The sequence below is a fragment of the Pseudooctadecabacter sp. genome (assembly GCF_965657175.1).
GTDB lineage: Bacteria > Pseudomonadota > Alphaproteobacteria > Rhodobacterales > Rhodobacteraceae > Octadecabacter.
Genome location: NZ_CBFHNH010000021.1, coordinates 17,824 through 35,752, shown reverse-complemented (window position 1 = coordinate 35,752; position 17,929 = coordinate 17,824). Strand labels below are relative to the sequence as shown.

Sequence of the window (17,929 nt, the reverse complement as noted above, 5' to 3'; positions counted from 1 at the left end):
CGGACCCCGTCATGATGCTGGCCGCGCTCAACGTGGTCGTGCCATTTGAATAAAAAACATCCCGTCCGTCTTGGCGGCCTGTCTGGCGAAAGCCCGCACTGGCCAGTTCTGCGCGCAGGACGTCCGGTGTGGGCGCACCGGCGGCTAGGCCAATTCAAGACATGCGGCACACACCGCGATTTTCATTAAGCGCTACAGACAAATCCGGTGCGCGGTAGGCCACGCCTGCCAACGCCCTGTTGGGGCCCGTAAACCCAGCAGCGGTCAGCTTTGCTGCGTTAAAGGGCTGCCCCGCCCCGTATGATACGCAAGCTGCGATCGCCGGTGTGGCCTGTGTTTGCACTATATCTGATTGGGCCCGCTGGGCCGCAATCTGCATATCGGCCCGTTCTTGTGGTGTGACTGTCTGGCAGGCCCCATAAGCGCAGCCGCAATGATCAAAGTATTTGGCTTCATCTGATTGGGTGCTTTGTTCTTAGCCCGCGCGCCGCCGTCTGCGGCGTCCGCCGTCTTCGCCGCTGCCTTGGGTGTTGAAACTGACATCGGGCAGGGGTGCTACGCTGCGCAGGATCGTGAAGGGATCGGTGGCATGGGGGATGGCGTTGGCGTTGACGAAGTGATCCTGAAATTTCGGCTCAATCGCGGTTTCGACCTTGGTGATTTCGCGCACCGTGGCCTCAATCGACGTGCGGGCGTCGTTCGAACACAGCGCCATGCGTGCGCCGGTGCCCGCGGCATTGCCAGCGGAGGTGACTTTGTCCAGCGGTACATCAGGGATCATGCCCAGCACCATCGCATGTTTGGGTGAGATATGTGCGCCGAAGGCACCGGCCAGCACCACGCGGTCCACAGTATCGGTGCCCATTTCATCCATCAGCAACCGCGCACCGGCATAAAGCGCCGATTTCGCCAGTTGGATGGCGCGGATGTCGCCTTGGGTGACGGTCACCAGCGGGCCACCATCGGCGGTGCCATCATAGATGACATAGGAATGGGTGCGCCCCTCAAGGATGCAGCGCGCCGTGCCTGTCTGTTCGGGGGACCCGATCAGGCCCTTGGGGTCCAGCAGGCCCGCCATGCGCATCTCGGCCACGGCCTCAATGATGCCGGACCCGCAGATGCCGGTGACGCCGGTGGTGGCAATCGCGGCCTCAAACCCGTCCTCATCGGACCACAAGCCGCAGCCGATGACCTGAAAGCGGGGCGTTTTGGTGGCGGGATCAATGGTGATGCGTTCAATGGCACCGGGGGCCGCACGTTGACCTGAGCTGATCTGCGCGCCTTCAAACGCGGGTCCGGTGGGCGATGAACAGGCGAGGACCTGTTCGCGGTTGCCCAGCAGGATTTCCGCATTGGTGCCCACGTCGACGACCAAGGTCAGATCCTCCTGTTCGCCCGGTGCCTCGGACAGGGCGACGGCAGCGGCATCGGCGCCCACATGGCCCGCGATACATGGCAGGATGAACACCCGCGCCGCACCGTTCATGGAATTGATGTCGAGGTCGGCCACATGCAAAGAGATCGATTTCGACGTGGCCAGCGCGAAAGGCGCCTGACCCAGTTCCACCGGATCGATACCCAGCAAAAGGTGGTGCATCACGGGATTGCAGACGAACACGGCCTCCATAATCTGTTCGGGCGTGATCCCCGCCTCCGCCGTCAGGGTCCCGATCAGGGCGTTGATGGCCGTGCGCACAGCGTCCGTCATTTCCCCGTCGCCGCCGGGGTTCATCATGGAATAGCTCACCCGGCTCATCAGGTCTTCGCCAAAGCGGATTTGCGGGTTCATGATGCCGGACGACGCCGCGACCTCACCGGTGCGCAGATCCGTTAGGTGGGCCGCGATGGTGGTCGACCCAAGGTCGATGGCCACGCCGTAAAGCGGGCGGTCAAAATAGCCCGGCGCGATGTCCAGAATGCGGTGCGTGTCCTCATTGTGGGCCTTGTGCAGCACCACAGTGCAGGTCCATTTGCCCTTACGCAGCATGGGCTGCAACTGTCGCAACACGGAAATGCCCGCAGTGATCTTTTCGATGCCCCATTGGTCGCGCAGGGCTTCGGCCAGCCGTTCCAGATCGCCGGTGGGCGTGTGCATGTCGGGTTCGGCCACCTCGACGTAGTAGGGGCGCACGGCGGGGTCCATGACCATGGGTCGCGTGCTGGCTGCCTTACGCACGACTTGCCGGTGCACCTGACTTTCGGCAGGCACGTCAATGACGATATCGCCCTGCACGGTCGCCTGGCAGCCAAGGCGGCGGCCTTTGGCAAGGCCGCGCTTGTCGTCGTAGCGTTGTTCAACGCTGTTCCAGTCCGACAGCGCGCCGTCACGGGCGGTCAGTCCGTGTTTGGGAAATTCGCCATAGCTGGGCGTGATCTGGCACTTGGAACAAATGCCGCGCCCGCCGCAGACAGAATCCAGATCGACACCCAACTGCCGCGCGGCGGTCAGAACCGGCGTGCCGACGGGGAAATTCCCTCGTTTGCCGGAGGGCGTAAAGACGACAAGGGGATCTGTGGACATGGCATTACCTTTCGGGCTTGTCGCCAGACTACTGCGCTTGGGGGCCAAAGGCAGCCATCTTGCGCCGTCTTTTTGTTCAGGAACGTCATGAGGTTGGTTTGATCGCCGCCCTCGCACGCCAAGAGGCCAGAAAGCCCTTTAATCAAACCGGTATCCATGCGAAAGGACCATGCCTAACGACGCCATGCTCAGGAGAGACCAATGGAGATTCGCGAGGCCCTCACTTTTGATGATGTACTGCTGGTTCCGGGAGCATCGAGCGTCCTGCCAAGCACCGCTGACACGCGCACGCGCGTCACCAGGGCCATTGATCTGAATATCCCGTTGCTGTCCTCGGCCATGGACACTGTGACCGAAGGCCGGATGGCCATCGCCATGGCGCAGGCCGGCGGCATGGGCGTGATCCACAAGAACCTGAGCGTGGAGGAACAGGCGCGCGAGGTCCGGCGGGTCAAACGCTTCGAAAGCGGGATCGTCTATAACCCTGTCACTTTGACGGCCGATCAAACGCTGGCCGATGCCAAGGCGCTGATAGACCGCTACAATTTCACCGGTTTCCCCGTAGTCGACGGGTCGGGCCGCGTGGTGGGCATTGTCACCAACCGTGACATGCGGTTTGCCACCGCCGACGATCAACCCGTCAGCACCATGATGACGAGCAATGATCTGGCGATCCTGCGCGAACCTGCCGACCGGCAAGAGGCGATTTCACTGATGAAATCCCGCCGGATCGAAAAGCTGCTGGTGACGGATGCGGACGGCAAGCTGACCGGTTTGTTGACCCTCAAAGACACCGAACAGGCCGTGCTGAACCCCACGGCGTGCAAGGACGGCCTTGGCCGGTTGCGGGTTGCTGCGGCCACATCTGTTGGGGATGCGGGCTTTGAACGCACGCAGGCTTTGGTTGATGCAGGGGTGGACATCGTGGTCATCGACACCGCCCACGGTCATTCCGAGGGCGTGATGGAGGCCGTGCGCCGCGCCAAGAACCTGTCCAATGAGGTGCAGATTATCGCAGGCAACGTGGCCACCGGTGAGGCCACGCGCGCGTTGATTGATGCAGGTGCGGATGCCGTAAAGGTCGGCATCGGGCCGGGGTCGATCTGCACCACCCGCATGGTGGCGGGCGTGGGCGTGCCCCAGCTGACCGCGATTTCCGATTGCGCGGCGGCCGCAAGCGACGTGCCTGTGATCGCTGACGGTGGCATCAAGTTTTCCGGCGATTTCGCCAAGGCAATTGCGGCAGGGGCCTCTTGCGCCATGGTGGGCTCAATGATCGCGGGCACGGATGAAAGCCCCGGTGAGGTGATCTTGTATCAGGGCCGGTCGTTCAAATCCTACCGTGGTATGGGCAGCCTTGGCGCCATGGCGCGCGGGTCTGCGGACCGGTATTTCCAGAAAGACGCAGCTTCGGACAAACTGGTGCCCGAAGGGATCGAAGGGCAGGTGCCTTACAAAGGCTCCGCCGGTGCTGTCGTGCATCAATTGGTGGGCGGTTTGCGTGCGGCCATGGGCTACACCGGATGTGCCACCGTCGAAGAAATGCGCCACAACTGCAAATTCGTCAAAATCACGGGTGCGGGCCTGAAAGAAAGCCACGTCCACGACGTGCAGATCACCCGCGAAAGCCCCAACTACCGGATCATGTGATGACACCCGCCGCACGGGTTGCCGCTGCGATTGAGGTCTTGGACGATATTCTGGCGGGGCAGGTGGCCGAAAAGGCGCTGACCGGCTGGGGCCGTGCCCATCGTTTTGCGGGGTCCAAGGACCGTGCAGCGATCCGCGATCATGTGTTTCAGGCGCTGCGGTGCCGTGCGTCCTATGGGTGGCTGGGCGGCGCTGACACAGGACGCGGGATCATGCTGGGCGCCATGCGCGCCGCAGGTGAGGTTGAGGCCATATTTACCGGCGAAGGCCACGCGCCCGCGCCTGTGGCCGAGGGCGAAGACGGCGCACCATTGGACGCGGCTGACCGGCCCCAACGTCTGGATTGCCCCGCTTGGATGTTGCCACTTTTTGACGACCGGTTTGGCGACAGCGCGGATGATATCCTAAGCACCCTCCAATCGCGTGCAGGTGTGTTTTTGCGGGTCAACCTGCGCAAAGGTTCCGTGGCTGAGGCCGCTGCCGCCATGCAGGCGGAGGACATTGAAACCGCAAAGGTCGACGGTATCGACACAGCCCTTCAGGTGATCCGCAACGAACGGCGCGTCGCGCAAAGTGCAGCCTACGCCCAAGGACTGGTTGAGGTGCAGGACACCTCCAGCCAAGCGGCCATTGCGGCTGCGGGTGTCGCGTCTGGGGGCCGTTGGCTGGATTATTGCGCGGGCGGCGGCGGCAAAGCCTTGGCGCTGGCCGATCGCGGGGCAGTGGTCACCGCCCATGATATCGATGCGGGCCGTATGCGCGATATTCCGGCTCGCGCGGCGCGCGCGGACGTTGATATTGAGGTTCGGGATAGCGCGGCCCTGCGCGATGTTCCCGTATTTGAGGGCGTTTTTTGCGATGCACCTTGTTCGGGCAGCGGCACATGGCGGCGCACGCCCGAAGCCAAGTGGGCCTTGACCCAAGACCGCCTGCAAGACCTCACCCAGATGCAAGATGACGTGCTGCGCGCCAGCGCGGCCCACGTGGCACCGGGCGGCACATTGATCTATGCGACCTGTTCGGTCTTTCGGGCCGAAAACGAAGACCGTGTCGCGGCTTTCCTCGCCCAGAATACGGACTTTGCCCTGTCTGAGGACAGGCAAATCGCGCCGAACCCGCAGGGCGACGGGTTTTATTGGGCACGACTGATCCGACGCAAGTAACAACCAATGGTTGAGATTTGAGTGAAAAGTCCTACAATGTAGACATGCTTAAGCGCTGATAAACCTTTTTGCGGTTCTTTGGCCGCTGAGAATCAATAGGGAAAATGCGCGTGACGGAACATACGGACCAATCGCAATTGCGGCCTGACGGTGTCGTGACACGACCTGCGTCCGCAAGAACGCAATCGCCTGTTTTGCCCTTCGTGGTGGGTCTGATTGGCGCGGCCGCTTTGGTGGGGTCCTTCGTGGTCCCCGTGGCGGAAGTGTCGCTTGCCCTTTTGGGGTTTGGCTGTGTCGCGGTGGTTTTCGCGATCCTTGCGACGATTGTCAGGCTGTTGAAATTGCGGCGACGCGGCGTGGCGACAGATGCGCTGATCTCTTTGGTCGATAATGATGCATCCCCTTGTTTTCTTGCGAGTCTTGAGGGCGAGATCACGTTCAAAAACGATGCCGCCACCGACAAGTTTCGGGATAAAACCACCACGACGCTGGGGCAGGCCTTTACGGATCTTTTCGCAAACCCCGGCGCGGTTCTGTACCGTCTTCAGAGCAAAGCGCAGGCACTTGGCAGCGCGCGTGAGGACATTGTCACCCGCAAAGGTCATGTGCGTCTGTCCGTCAATTCCGTAGATGAAGAAACGTTCCTGTGGCGGCTTGAAGATCTGTCTGATCGCGGGGGCGGCGCCCGTGCGGCAGATGCCTTAAGCCTGCCGATGCTGACCGCGGGGCCAACCGGAACCGTTCTATACATGAACGAGGCGTTTCGTCGCCTTCTGGGGGGACGTGCCAAGAACCTCTCCGGTGTGTTCTCACAACTGCCCATCGTGTCGGGTCAGGTGCATCAGGTTCTCACTGAAAATGGCCCCATCGACAGCCTTGTGGCCGAGGTGCCAAGCCATGGTGGCCGGCGCGAAATTTATCTGCTCCCCGGCGACAGTATGAACGAAGGCACCATCAGCAGCACCGATTGGGACACCATCGAAGAACTGCCCGTGCCCTTGCTGAAAATCGCCCCCGAGGGGGAGATTATCGCGTCCAATCACGAAGCGCGTGCCCTGTTGGACAATCGTCTGACACGCGGCAGCCGTTTGTCTGATGTTCTCACGGGATTGGGGCGGCCCATCGTGGATTGGCTGGGGGAAGCTGTTGAGGGAAAGGGCCAGTCCTCGCCCCAGTTCCTTGAGGCGGTCCATGATACCCGCGAAATTCACGTGCAGGTGTCCTTGAACCCCGCAGGTGAGGCCGACAATCCGCATATCATTGTTGTCCTTAATGACGTGACAGAGTTCAAAAACCTGCAGATGCAATTTGTCCAAAGCCAGAAAATGCAGGCGATTGGCCAGTTGGCGGGGGGCGTCGCCCATGATTTCAACAATTTGCTGACGGCCATTTCGGGCCATTGCGACCTGCTGTTGTTGCGTCACGATCAGGGCGATGGTGATTATGCCGATCTGGTGCAAATCCATCAAAACGCCAATCGTGCGGCGGCCTTGGTCGGCCAATTGCTGGCCTATTCGCGCAAACAGAACCTCCAGCCTGAGGTTTTGGACCTGCGCAACACCCTGTCGGACAGCACCCATCTGCTGAACCGTCTTGTGGGCGAAAGGATCTCTCTGACGCTTGACCACGATCCGGGGCTCAGCCCGATCCGGGCGGACAAACGGCAGTTGGAACAGGTTTTGATGAACCTTGTCGTCAACGCCCGCGACGCTATGGCGGAAGGCGGCAATATCCGCATCGAAACAGAGAACGTGACCCTGTCAGACGGGCTATCACGGGACCGCGTGACCGTGCCGCCGGGCACTTATGTGGCGCTGCGCGTCCATGATACGGGCACCGGTATCCCCGAAGACAAACGATCCAAAGTGTTTGAACCCTTCTGGACCACCAAAAAAACGGGCGACGGCACGGGGCTTGGCCTGTCCACAGCCTACGGGATTATCAAGCAGACGGGGGGCTATATCTTCGTGGATTCCACCATCGGCGTGGGGACATCTTTCACAATTCTCATCCCCGCCCATGACGCGCCGCTGACCATCGATGATCCGGTCGTTGTGGCCGATCCGGTCGTGCCCACCAAGGGAGACGGCGTTGTTTTGCTGGTCGAAGACGAAGCACCTGTGCGCGCCTTTGCCTCCCGCGCGTTGCGTCTGCGTGGCTTTACAGTGCTGGAGGCTGATTGCGCCGAAGCGGCGCTTGATATGCTCAACGATCCCGATCTGGATGTTGATCTGTTCTTGACGGATGTCATCATGCCCGGAAAGGACGGGCCGACTTGGGTCCGTGAGGCGTTGGTGCAGCGGCCTGAAACCAAGGTCGTCTTCGTGTCAGGCTATGCGGAAGAGGCTTTCGGGGAAGAGCAAAAGAGCATCCCGAATTCGGTGTTCCTGCCCAAGCCGTTTTCTCTCAATGAACTTACCTCTACCGTCCACAGCCAACTGCACTGACCCGAAGAGGCCGTCAGGTCACTGGGACATCAGCGCGTCGATGTGGGCGGCCGAACCAATAAGGGCGGCATAATCATCTTCGATGACAGAGACCTCAAAATTGGACATAAAACCTGCGAAACGGCCCTTGTCGCGGAACGCTTCGGCAAAGCCGAAGGCGGACAAATGCGGACCAAAGGCCTGGCTGACCCCGCCCACAAGATAGAGACCCCCGAACGGCAACTGGATCAACGATAGATTGCCGCAAACCGTACCGAGAATGCGGGCAAACAAGGACGCCGCCTCGACCGCGCGGGGATCGCTGCCATCCGCGCAGGCCGCCATGATGGCTTTGCCCGACCGGGCGCGGGGGTCACCGGCCTCTTGGCCCAAAAACGCATAGACCCGTTCCAAACCGCGACCCGACAGAACGTCTTCGACCGCAGGAAACCCATGGGCCGTCGACACATATTGGCACAAACGCAGTTCTTGCTCGTTGCGGATGGGCAAATTGGCGTGGCCACTTTCGGACGGTGGCACGAACCGCCCCCCGGTGGTTTCAAACACCGGAGCCGCGTTGAACCCGGTGCCCACGCCAACAACCAGACGCACAGCCTGCGGGCTGGGGGGCGTCTGCGGACCCGCGATGATCTGCCGGACTGACCCGTCTTTCAGGTGGCCAATCGCATGGCCTTGGGCCTGCAGATCATTGAGGATCGACACCGTTTCGGCCTTGGTCGCGCGGGCCAATGTGTCCCGATCGATCTGCCAATCCAGATTGGTCATCGTGGCCGCCCCGTCGCGCACAGGGCCAGCCACGGCCACGCAGGCGGCGGCGGGATCAACATCCCCCTCGTCGGACAGATATCGACGCAACACGACCTCCAATCCGGCATAGTCGGCGTTGGAATACCGGCGCACGGTTTCTGGCAGAACCTCACGCCCTTTGGCCAAGGCGCACCGCGTGTTTGTGCCGCCGATATCTGCCACAAGGACGAGTGTGTTTGCAGGATGCGTCATGCGGGCTCCGGTGATTAACGCGCGAGGGCGGATTTCAACGCGTGATAAGAGGCTTTGGGGGTGCGTTTCAAGGTGTCGAAATCCACATGGATCAGCCCGAACCGTTTTTCATAACCCAAGGCCCATTCATAGTTGTCCAAGAGCGACCACAAGAAATAGCCTGACACCGGCGCGCCCGCGTCGATGGCCCGTTTGACGGCGTCGAAATGCGCGCTGACGAAGGCCGTACGTTCAGCATCATCGACCACACCATCTACAATGACATCCGCATTGGCCAGGCCGTTTTCCGTGACGAAAAGCGGCGTATCGCCCGTGTATTCACGCGCGGTGCGCGTCAGGAATTTATAAAGCCCGTCGGGATAGATTTCCCATCCCATCTGGGTTTTGGGCAAGGGGCCGGGGGCCTCTTCGTGGCTGGGCCATGCGTCGGTGTTGGGGGCGATGATTTTGCGAGTGTAATAGTTCAGCCCCACCCAATCGAGAGGTTGGCCAATCAGGTCGAAATCGTCCTGCCATCCGTCCGGCAAATGCGGCGCGAACCCTTCCATCACTGCATCGGGGTAGCGTCCTTTGTAAATCCCATCAAGGAAGAACCGGTTGTAATAGCCGTCATAAAGGTCGGCGGCACGGCGGGCCGCGTCACTGTCATCGACGGGTTCGGCCCATTCAAAATTGAAAACGCCGCCCAGATTTTTCAGCCCCAGACCGCGCATGGTTTGGATGGCGGTTCCGTGCGCCTTGAGAACATGATGCATGGCGCGGGCCGTGGCGCGGATGTCGCGCAAGCCCGGCGCATGGTGGCCCAGAAAATGCGACAGCCAGCCCACACACCATGGTTCATTGATCGGGGCCACCGCCGCCATCCGGTCGCCGATGCGGCCCATGATGCAGGCGGTGTAGTCCCCGAACCACTTGTGCATGTCAGGGCTGCGCCAGCCGCCTTCATCCGCCAAAGGCGACGGCAATTCCCAATGATACAAGGTCGCATATGGCGCCAGCCCACGTTCCAGCATGGCATCGACCAACCTGTCATAGAAATCGAGCCCTTCGGGGTTGGGCGTGCGCCCGTCGGGCATCACCCGCGCCCAAGACGTGGAAAAGCGGTAGGCGTCAAAACCCGCGGCCTGCATCAGATCAAAGTCTTCGGCGTAGCGATTGTAATGGTCGCAGGCCAAATCACCGTTTTCTTGGCGGACCACATTGCCCGGTGTTGCGGCAAAGGTGTCCCAATGGGTGGAACCCGCGCCACCGGTGGCGTGGCCCTCAATCTGATAGGCGGAGGTTGCTGCGCCGAAGGTGAAGCCTTCGGGGAAGTCGGATCGTTTGAAGTCCATGTTGGTCCTTTGGGTCAGGCGGTCTGGGCCGCGACGGGGGCGGGGCCGGTGGATCGGCCCACAGTCAATTCAACCTCAAGCAGTTGATGTTGGGGTGCGAGGGTCGGGTCATCAATCTGGTCAAGAAGCATCTTGGATAAGGAACGTCCGGCTTCGCGTACGGAAGACCGCGTGGCCGTGAAAATCGGCACGTCGGCCCCGTTGGTCAGATAGGACAGGCTGTCGTCATGGGTCACGATGGAAATATCGCGGCCCATCTGCAGCCCGTGTTCTTCGATCGCGCGCCGCACGCCCAAGGCGGAAATGAACGACGACACCAAAAACGCGGTGGGCGGGCAGGGCAGGGCAAGCATCTTACACGTCGCGGTGTAGCCGTAGGTTTCGGTCATCTCTTCGGAGCGCATCAACGCGGGATCAGTAGGGATAGACCGGGCCGCCAGCGCATCCTCGTAGCCACGCCGCCGTCTGTGGGCGAAATCCATGGTTTCCAACCCGTTCAACAGCGCAATCCTCCGGTGTCCGAGGTCCATGAGGAAATCCGACGCACGGTGAAACGCACTGCGGTTGTTCACATCAAGCCAGCTGTAGGGCAGATCAATCCCGGAGGCGCGGCCATGAACAACGAAAGGCAGGCCAATCTCATCCAGCAGCGCGATTCGCGTATCGTTCATCTTCGGGCCGTGTAGAATCACCCCATCGACCGTGCCGCGTGTTTTGAGCGCGCGATAGACGTCCTCTTCGCGGCCATCCTCGACGATCGACAGCACCATTTCGTAATTGTTCTTGGAATAGACTTCCCCCGCGCCGGAGATGAAATCGCCAAAGATCGGGTTCACCATTTCATGGCTCGTGGCCATGGGAATAACGTGGCCAATGGCGTTTGACCGCCCCGTGGCCAGACTTTTGGCACGGGTGTTGGGGCTGTAATTATGGGCCTGTGCTGCGGCGAGAACTTTCTTGCGGGTGGCTTCTTTCACCTCCGGATAGCCGTTCAGCGCACGGCTGACGGTGGTCTGGGACAGACCCAGAATGTGAGAGAGCTCTTTAAGGTTCATGCGTCGTCTTCAAACCGCTTTGAAAATTGATTGGCCCGACGATTACTGTCCCGAGGTGCGACAAATTGCAACTAAATAACGTTATTTTATTGTGCAGTTGCAGCATTTTCGACCTCTTAGGTATTGGATTGACATGGTGCAGCATTTGGATCAGTGTTGCGATACCCAAAGCGCTTTGGAAAAGAGGCGTGGGGAAAACCAACGACTGATTCATGGGGCGTCTGCCCCTCTGGGAGGAACTAATGAAAAAATCTTTGTATGCAGGTGTGGCCGCGGTCGCCCTGACAGCAGGCATGGCGCAAGCCGAAGGTCACCTGATCTTCGCGGCAGGCGAAGGCCCGTTCAGCTGGGATGCGTATGACGCATGGGCCGAAGGTGCCCCTGACCTGAGCGGTCAGACCGTTACGATCTTTGGCCCATGGTTGAGCCCTGAGGACGAATACTTGGGCAACATGATTGCTTACTTTGAAGAAGCCACAGGCGCAGACGTGACCTACACCGGCTCCGACGGGTTTGAGCAGCAGATTGTGATCGACGCCGAAGCAGGCTCCCCGCCAAACATCGCTGTGTTCCCGCAGCCCGGTCTGGCCGCCAATCTAGCGTCTCAGGGCCTGCTGACACCACTGGGTGACGACGCTGCGGCTTGGGTTGGTGACAACTATGCGGCTGGGTCCTCCTGGGTTGATCTGGGAACATATGCCGACGCAGACGGGGCCGACCAGTTCTACGGCTTCTTCTACAACGTGAACGTGAAATCCCTCGTCTGGTATGTTCCAGAAAACTTTGAGGATGCTGGTTACGACGTTCCGGAAACCATGGAAGAGCTGATCGCTCTGTCCGAAGAGATGATCGCAAACGGCGACACACCTTGGTGCATCGGTCTGGGATCCGGTCCTGCAACTGGTTGGCCAGCGACTGACTGGGTCGAAGACATCATGCTGCGCACACAATCCGCTGCGGATTACGACGCGTGGGTCACCAACGATCTGCCCTTCAACGATCCCAAAGTGATCGAAGCGCTTGAAACCTTCGGCATGTTCGCCAAAAACGACGACATGGTTGCAGGCGGCGCAGGTGCTGTTGGGTCCACCGACTTCCGTGACAGCCCAGCAGGTCTGTTCACATCGCCCGCACAGTGCTTTATGCACAAGCAGGCATCCTTCATCCCAGCCTTCATGCCTGAGGATGTTGTGATCGGTGAAGACGCAGACTTCTTCTACTTCCCATCCTTCGCTGAAAAAGACCTCGGCAACCCAGTTCTGGGTGGCGGTACTTTGCTGGCGGTGACGGACCCATCCGATGCGACATTCGCATTCATGGAGTACCTGCAGCAGCCGATCTCGCACGAGATGATGATGGCACAGTCCGGCTTCCTGACGCCGCACACCGGTGTGAACTTGGACGCCTACAAGGACGCAACGCTGCGCGGTCAGGGCGAAATCCTGCAGAACGCGACGACCTTCCGTTTCGACGGGTCTGACCTGATGCCAGGCGCCATCGGTGCAGGCACGTTCTGGACAGGCATGGTTGATTTCGTCGGTGGCGCGTCCGCCGAAGACACAGCCAACGCAATCCAGGACAGCTGGGACGCAATCAAGTAAGGCGATTTCCGCCTAAGACTTACGGATGGCGCAGCGCAGGTTGCGCCATCCACATCCGTCCAAGCCGGGACGGTTGGGGATGACTTTTAGTCAGATTTAACGACAAGACGTTTCGCGGAATTAACCGCAGCAGCCATGGCGCCTCTGGGAGGAGGGGTCACATAGGGGGAGGGGACCAATGCATCCTGCACTGTTAGGGGTCATTACCATTATTGTAGGTGTCGGCGGCTGTGTCGGCTACTTTTACGGATCGAACCTGTTTTTGGACAAGGTTCTGTTTCCCCCCAAAGGCCCCAATGCAGGCCGCAACATCAACCGCGCCAATATCATCCGCCCATGGCTGTTCTTGATGCCCGCCTTGTTGGCGCTGGGGCTGTATCTGGCCTATCCGGTGGTTGCCACGTTGATCCTGTCGTTTCAGGAACGCGGCGCGGGCGGAGTGCGCACGTTTGTTGGGTTTGAAAACTACACCAAGATGTTCGCGGAGCCCAAGTTCGGGGAGGCCATGCGCAACAACGTGTTGTGGCTGATCGTAGTGCCTGCGGCGTCGACCGCCCTTGGCCTGCTGGTGGCCCAGCTGACGGACCGTCTGAAATGGGGCAGCATTGCCAAGTCGATCATCTTTATGCCCATGGCGATTTCCTTTGTGGGGGCTGCCGTGATTTTCAAGCTGGTCTATGAGGCCCGTCCCGAAGACGTGGCGCAGATCGGCATTCTGAACCATCTGTTCTTGCTGTTCGGCGGGGATGAGCCGCAGCAATGGCTGACCATTCCGTTCTGGAACAACTTTTTCCTGATGATCGTGCTGATCTGGATCCAAACAGGTTTTGCCATGGTGATCCTGTCGGCGGCTCTGCGTGGCATTCCCGAAGAAACCATTGAGGCCGCGATTGTGGACGGGGCCAACCCGTTCCAGATTTTCTTCAAGATCAAAATCCCTCAGATCATGGGCACGATTGTCGTGGTCTGGACGACGATCACCATCGCCACACTCAAGGTCTTTGACATCGTCTTTGCCATGACCAACGGCCAGTGGGAAACGCAGGTGCTGGCCAATTACATGTACGACAAATTGTTCCGCGCCAATGACTGGGGCATGGGATCGGCTGCGGCCATGATCATCATGTTGCTGGTCACGCCGATCCTTGTCTGGAACGTCTATAACGCCCGTCAGGAGATGAAATGATGGAAACGCCAGGTCAAAAGCCTCTCGTCGTTTGGGCGCTGAACATCTCAGTCGTTCTGCTGGTTTTGCTGTGGATTTTTCCCACCCTGGGGCTGTTCGTGTCGTCCTTCCGCACGGGCGATCAGATCACCGCATCAGGCTGGTGGTCGTCCATGTTCCCTGCGGAACAGACGTTGCAATTCCGCGCCGCTGATCCGGATGACAACCGGATTGAAACCTCTGCCGGGGTGTTCGTGGTCGAAGGCAATGTGTTTGAGGGCGGTGATGTCCTTGGCATTGAAAGCTGGGGCACATCGTCCCGCGCGCTGGATGCCTATCAGGTGGGTGAAACCGCCGATCTGGGCGACGGTGAAACGCTGACCCTGTCCGAGGGCGGCGCCTATGTCTGGCAGGGCGACGAAGACCAGATGTCTGGTCGCGGACAACGGATATTCCTGACGGCCACGGTGCCGCCGGAATTTACCACCAACAACTACGGTTTTGTGCTCTTTGACGAAGACAATTCCGAAGGGATGGCCAAGGCGTTCTTCAACACTTTGACTGTGGTGATCCCCGCCACCGTCATCCCGATCCTGATCGCGGCCTTCGCGGCCTATGCCCTTGCGTGGATGGATTTTCCGGGTCGGGCGCTTTTGATTGCCGCCGTGGTGGGCCTCTTGGTGGTGCCGCTGCAACTGGCGCTGATCCCGCTTTTGACGCTGCACAATGCGGTGGGGATCGGGAAGGGCTATCTGGGGGTGTGGCTGGCCCATACCGGATTTGGATTGCCCTTGGCGATTTACCTTTTGCGAAATTACATGGTCGGCTTGCCCCGTGACATCATCGAAAACGCCCGTGTTGATGGCGCGACGGAGTTCCAGATTTTCACCAAGATCATTCTGCCGCTGTCCTTTCCGGCACTGGCATCCTTTGCAATCTTCCAGTTCTTGTGGACCTGGAATGACCTGCTGGTGGCGCTGGTGTTCCTGATCGACAGTTCCGGTCAGACCACGGTGATGACCAAGCAGATCGTCGAACTGCTGGGCACACGCGGCGGCGATTGGGAAATCCTCGCGACCTCGGCCTTTGTGTCGATTGCGGTGCCGCTGGCGGTTTTCTTTATGATGCAACGCTATCTGGTGCGCGGCCTGTTGGCCGGCTCAGTTAAGTAAGAAAGGTCTCTTGGATATGACCAAGATGGAGACAATGGCCACATCTGAGGCCTTTGAGAAGGACAAGGATTGGTGGCGCGGGGCGGTGATCTATCAGATCTATCCGCGCAGCTACCAAGACAGCAATGGCGACGGGATCGGCGATCTGGGCGGCATCGTCCAGCGGCTGCCCTATATCGCGTCGCTTGGCGTGGATGCGATCTGGATTTCGCCGTTCTTCACCTCGCCCATGAAGGATTTCGGATACGACGTCAGCGATTATTGCGACGTGGACCCGATGTTCGGAACCCTGTCGGATTTCGACGCCGTGATCTCAACCGCGCATGCCTTGGGTGTGAAGGTGATGATCGATCTGGTGTTGTCCCACACATCTGATCAACACCCGTGGTTTCAGGCCAGCAAGGCGGACAAAACCAACGACAAGGCCAATTGGTACGTTTGGGCCGACGCCAAGCCCGACGGCACGCCGCCCAACAACTGGCTGTCGATCTTTGGCGGATCGGCATGGCAGTGGCATGGCGAACGCGAACAATACTACCTGCACAACTTCCTGATTTCCCAGCCCGATCTGAATTTCTGGGAACCTTCAGTGCAAGAGGCGCTGCTAGACGCGGCCAAGTTCTGGCTGCACCGTGGCGTGGATGGTTTCCGTCTGGATACGATCAATTTCTATATGCACGACAAGGACTTGCGCGACAATCCGGCCCTGCCGCCCGAAAAGCGCAACAGCACCATCGCGCCGTCGGTGAACCCCTATAACCATCAAGAACACCTCTATTCCAAGAACCAGCCCGAGAACTTGGATTTCCTGCGCAAACTGCGCGCAGTGATGGAGCCGTTCAAGGCCGCTGCCGTGGGTGAGGTGGGGGATGCCCAACGGGGGCTTGAGATCATGGGCGAATACACCGCCGGTGATGATCTGATGCAGATGTGCTATGCGTTCGAATTCCTGTCTGGCGCGCAGCCCACGGCGAAATCTATCGCCCAAGTCATGGCCCGCGTGGACGAAGCGGCCGCCGAAGGCTGGGCCTGCTGGGCCTATTCCAACCACGACGTTGTGCGCCACGCGACCCGCTGGGATTTGACGCCCGGCGCCTTGCGCGCGTTCGTGTCCTTGATGATGTGCCTGCGCGGATCGGCCTGTATTTATCAGGGTGAGGAGCTGGGCCTGCCCGAAGCAGACGTCGCTTTTGAGGACCTGCAAGACCCCTACGGCATTCAGTTCTGGCCCAAGTTCAAAGGCCGCGATGGCTGCCGCACGCCGATGGTCTGGGAACGTGACAACCAGAACGCGGGTTTCTCCGATGCGCCGCGCACGTGGTTGCCGGTCAGCCACGAACAGGTGCACATGGCCGTCGCAGAACAAGAAGACGATCCCGGCGCGTTGATCCACCACTACCGCCGCGCGATTGCCTTCCGTCAGGCCCACACAGCATTGGCCAAGGGCGATCATGACGGGGTGAAGCACGACGGCGACGTCGTTTATTTCACGCGCATGGATAAGGGCGAGACGATCTTTTGTGCCTTCAACATGAGCGAAACACCCTCAACCTTTGACGCTCCAAAAGGCGACTGGCGCGTGATCGGGCAAGAATTGGGATCGGCCGAGGTTTCGGGCGATGGAAAACTGCACCTTGGACCATGGCAGCCGTTTTTTGCGGCCGCCCTCTAGGGCAAACGGATAGGGAGCGCACGATGGCGGATCTTAAACTTACGGATGTCGCAAAGACATATGGCGGCACGGTTGAAGTGCTCAAAGACATCAATCTGGACATCAAACAGGGTGAATTGATCGTCTTTGTCGGCCCCTCCGGCTGCGGCAAATCCACTTTGCTGCGGATGATTGCCGGTCTGGAAAGCATCTCCGGCGGTGAGTTGAAAATCGACGGGCAAGTCGTCAACAACGTCCCCCCCGCACAGCGCGGCATCGCCATGGTGTTCCAATCCTACGCGCTTTATCCGCATATGACCGTGCGCGATAACATGTCGTTCGCCATGAAGCTTGCCAAGAAACCAAAGGCTGAGATTGACGCCGCGATTGAGAAAGCGGCCAAGATCCTCCAGCTTGAGGAATATCTGGATCGCCTGCCCAAGGCGCTGTCAGGCGGACAACGCCAGCGGGTCGCCATTGGCCGGTCGATTGTACGCGACCCCAAGGTCTATTTGTTCGACGAACCGCTGTCCAACTTGGATGCCGCCCTGCGGGTCGCGACGCGGATTGAGATTGCCCAACTCAAGGAATCCATGCCCGACAGCACCATGATCTACGTGACCCACGATCAGGTTGAGGCGATGACACTGGCCACGCGGATCGTTGTCCTCGATGCGTTGAAAGACAACGGCTACAGCCATTCCATCGCGCAGGTCGGCACGCCGTTGGAACTCTATGAGACGCCTGAAAACGAATTCGTCGCGCGGTTCATCGGATCGCCTGCGATGAACCTGATGCCCGGTGAAATCGTGGAAACCGGTGACCGTACGGGCGTTAAAATCGATGATGGCGCGGGCATCACCTATTCCAACATCAAAACCCAGGCCGCCGACAAAGGCATGCGCGTCAATGTGGGCATCCGGCCCGAAGATTTCGTCGCGGCGGACGGGCCTGACTATGCCTTCGCCGGCAGGGTTGAGATCGCGGAAGCCTTGGGCGAGGTCACGTTGCTTTACTTCGAAACCCCGAAATCGGACGAGGACACCAACGCGGTCATCGCCAAAATGCCCGGTATCCACAAATCCATGCGTGGGCAGGCGGCACAGCTGACGGCGGACCCAGCCAAGGTGCATCTTTTTGCCAACGGCAAGTCGCTTTACTACCGCTAAGG

12 protein-coding genes are annotated in these 17,929 nt (G+C 59.7%); 8 read left to right on the top strand and 4 right to left on the bottom strand.

The features are described from left to right. Window positions 1-475 precede the first annotated feature (475 nt). Window positions 476-2,521 (bottom strand): ASKHA domain-containing protein, encoded by a 2,046-nt coding sequence (locus ACTG36_RS14445; RefSeq protein ID WP_439142719.1) that lies wholly within the window; start codon window positions 2,519-2,521, stop codon window positions 476-478. A gap of 201 nt (window positions 2,522-2,722) precedes the next feature. On the opposite strand from ACTG36_RS14445, the gene guaB reads away from it, so the two are divergent. The 3 genes from guaB to ACTG36_RS14430 all read left to right on the top strand — a co-directional run bounded on the left by guaB (window position 2,723) and on the right by ACTG36_RS14430 (window position 7,781). Continuing rightward, window positions 2,723-4,171 (top strand): IMP dehydrogenase, encoded by a 1,449-nt coding sequence (gene guaB / locus ACTG36_RS14440; RefSeq protein WP_375281348.1) that lies wholly within the window; start codon window positions 2,723-2,725, stop codon window positions 4,169-4,171. Beyond that, on the top strand, window positions 4,171-5,334 hold the full coding sequence (locus ACTG36_RS14435; protein ID WP_375281347.1) for an RsmB/NOP family class I SAM-dependent RNA methyltransferase: 1,164 nt from the start codon (window positions 4,171-4,173) through the stop codon (window positions 5,332-5,334). The genes guaB and ACTG36_RS14435 overlap by 1 nt, the downstream gene beginning before the upstream one ends. 110 nt (window positions 5,335-5,444) lie before the next feature. After that, the gene (locus ACTG36_RS14430; protein ID WP_439142717.1) at window positions 5,445-7,781 is read left to right on the top strand and encodes an ATP-binding protein; all 2,337 of its coding nucleotides are present in this window, start codon (window positions 5,445-5,447) and stop codon (window positions 7,779-7,781) included. A gap of 18 nt (window positions 7,782-7,799) precedes the next feature. Here ACTG36_RS14430 and ACTG36_RS14425 read toward each other — a convergent pair whose 3' ends face one another. Genes ACTG36_RS14425 through ACTG36_RS14415 form a run of 3 tightly spaced genes read right to left on the bottom strand, consistent with a single transcriptional unit; the run spans window position 7,800 to window position 11,169 of the window. After that, window positions 7,800-8,780, bottom strand: coding sequence for a glucokinase (locus tag ACTG36_RS14425; RefSeq protein WP_375281345.1), 981 nt, complete (start codon window positions 8,778-8,780; stop codon window positions 7,800-7,802). 14 nt (window positions 8,781-8,794) lie between these two features. Beyond that, window positions 8,795-10,114, bottom strand: coding sequence for a GH1 family beta-glucosidase (locus ACTG36_RS14420; protein ID WP_439142714.1), 1,320 nt, complete (start codon window positions 10,112-10,114; stop codon window positions 8,795-8,797). A 14-nt stretch (window positions 10,115-10,128) separates the two neighbouring features. Further along, window positions 10,129-11,169, bottom strand: a complete 1,041-nt coding sequence (locus tag ACTG36_RS14415; RefSeq protein WP_375281343.1) for a LacI family DNA-binding transcriptional regulator — start codon at window positions 11,167-11,169, stop codon at window positions 10,129-10,131. Between the two features lie 242 nt (window positions 11,170-11,411). On the opposite strand from ACTG36_RS14415, the gene ACTG36_RS14410 reads away from it, so the two are divergent. The 5 genes from ACTG36_RS14410 (at window position 11,412) to ACTG36_RS14390 (ending at window position 17,927) form a co-directional block, all read left to right on the top strand. Then, complete coding sequence (locus ACTG36_RS14410) at window positions 11,412-12,770, top strand: ABC transporter substrate-binding protein (protein ID WP_375281342.1); 1,359 nt, start codon at window positions 11,412-11,414, stop codon at window positions 12,768-12,770. 178 nt (window positions 12,771-12,948) lie between these two features. Further along, on the top strand, window positions 12,949-13,956 hold the full coding sequence (locus ACTG36_RS14405; protein ID WP_375281341.1) for a carbohydrate ABC transporter permease: 1,008 nt from the start codon (window positions 12,949-12,951) through the stop codon (window positions 13,954-13,956). Beyond that, on the top strand, window positions 13,953-15,107 hold the full coding sequence (locus ACTG36_RS14400; RefSeq protein ID WP_375281340.1) for a carbohydrate ABC transporter permease: 1,155 nt from the start codon (window positions 13,953-13,955) through the stop codon (window positions 15,105-15,107). The genes ACTG36_RS14405 and ACTG36_RS14400 overlap by 4 nt, the downstream gene beginning before the upstream one ends. Before the next feature lie 16 nt (window positions 15,108-15,123). Further along, window positions 15,124-16,779, top strand: coding sequence for an alpha-amylase family glycosyl hydrolase (locus tag ACTG36_RS14395; RefSeq protein ID WP_439142711.1), 1,656 nt, complete (start codon window positions 15,124-15,126; stop codon window positions 16,777-16,779). Window positions 16,780-16,802: 23 nt separating this feature from the next. Beyond that, on the top strand, window positions 16,803-17,927 hold the full coding sequence (locus ACTG36_RS14390) for an ABC transporter ATP-binding protein (protein ID WP_375281339.1): 1,125 nt from the start codon (window positions 16,803-16,805) through the stop codon (window positions 17,925-17,927). The last annotated feature ends 2 nt before the right edge of the window (window positions 17,928-17,929 follow it).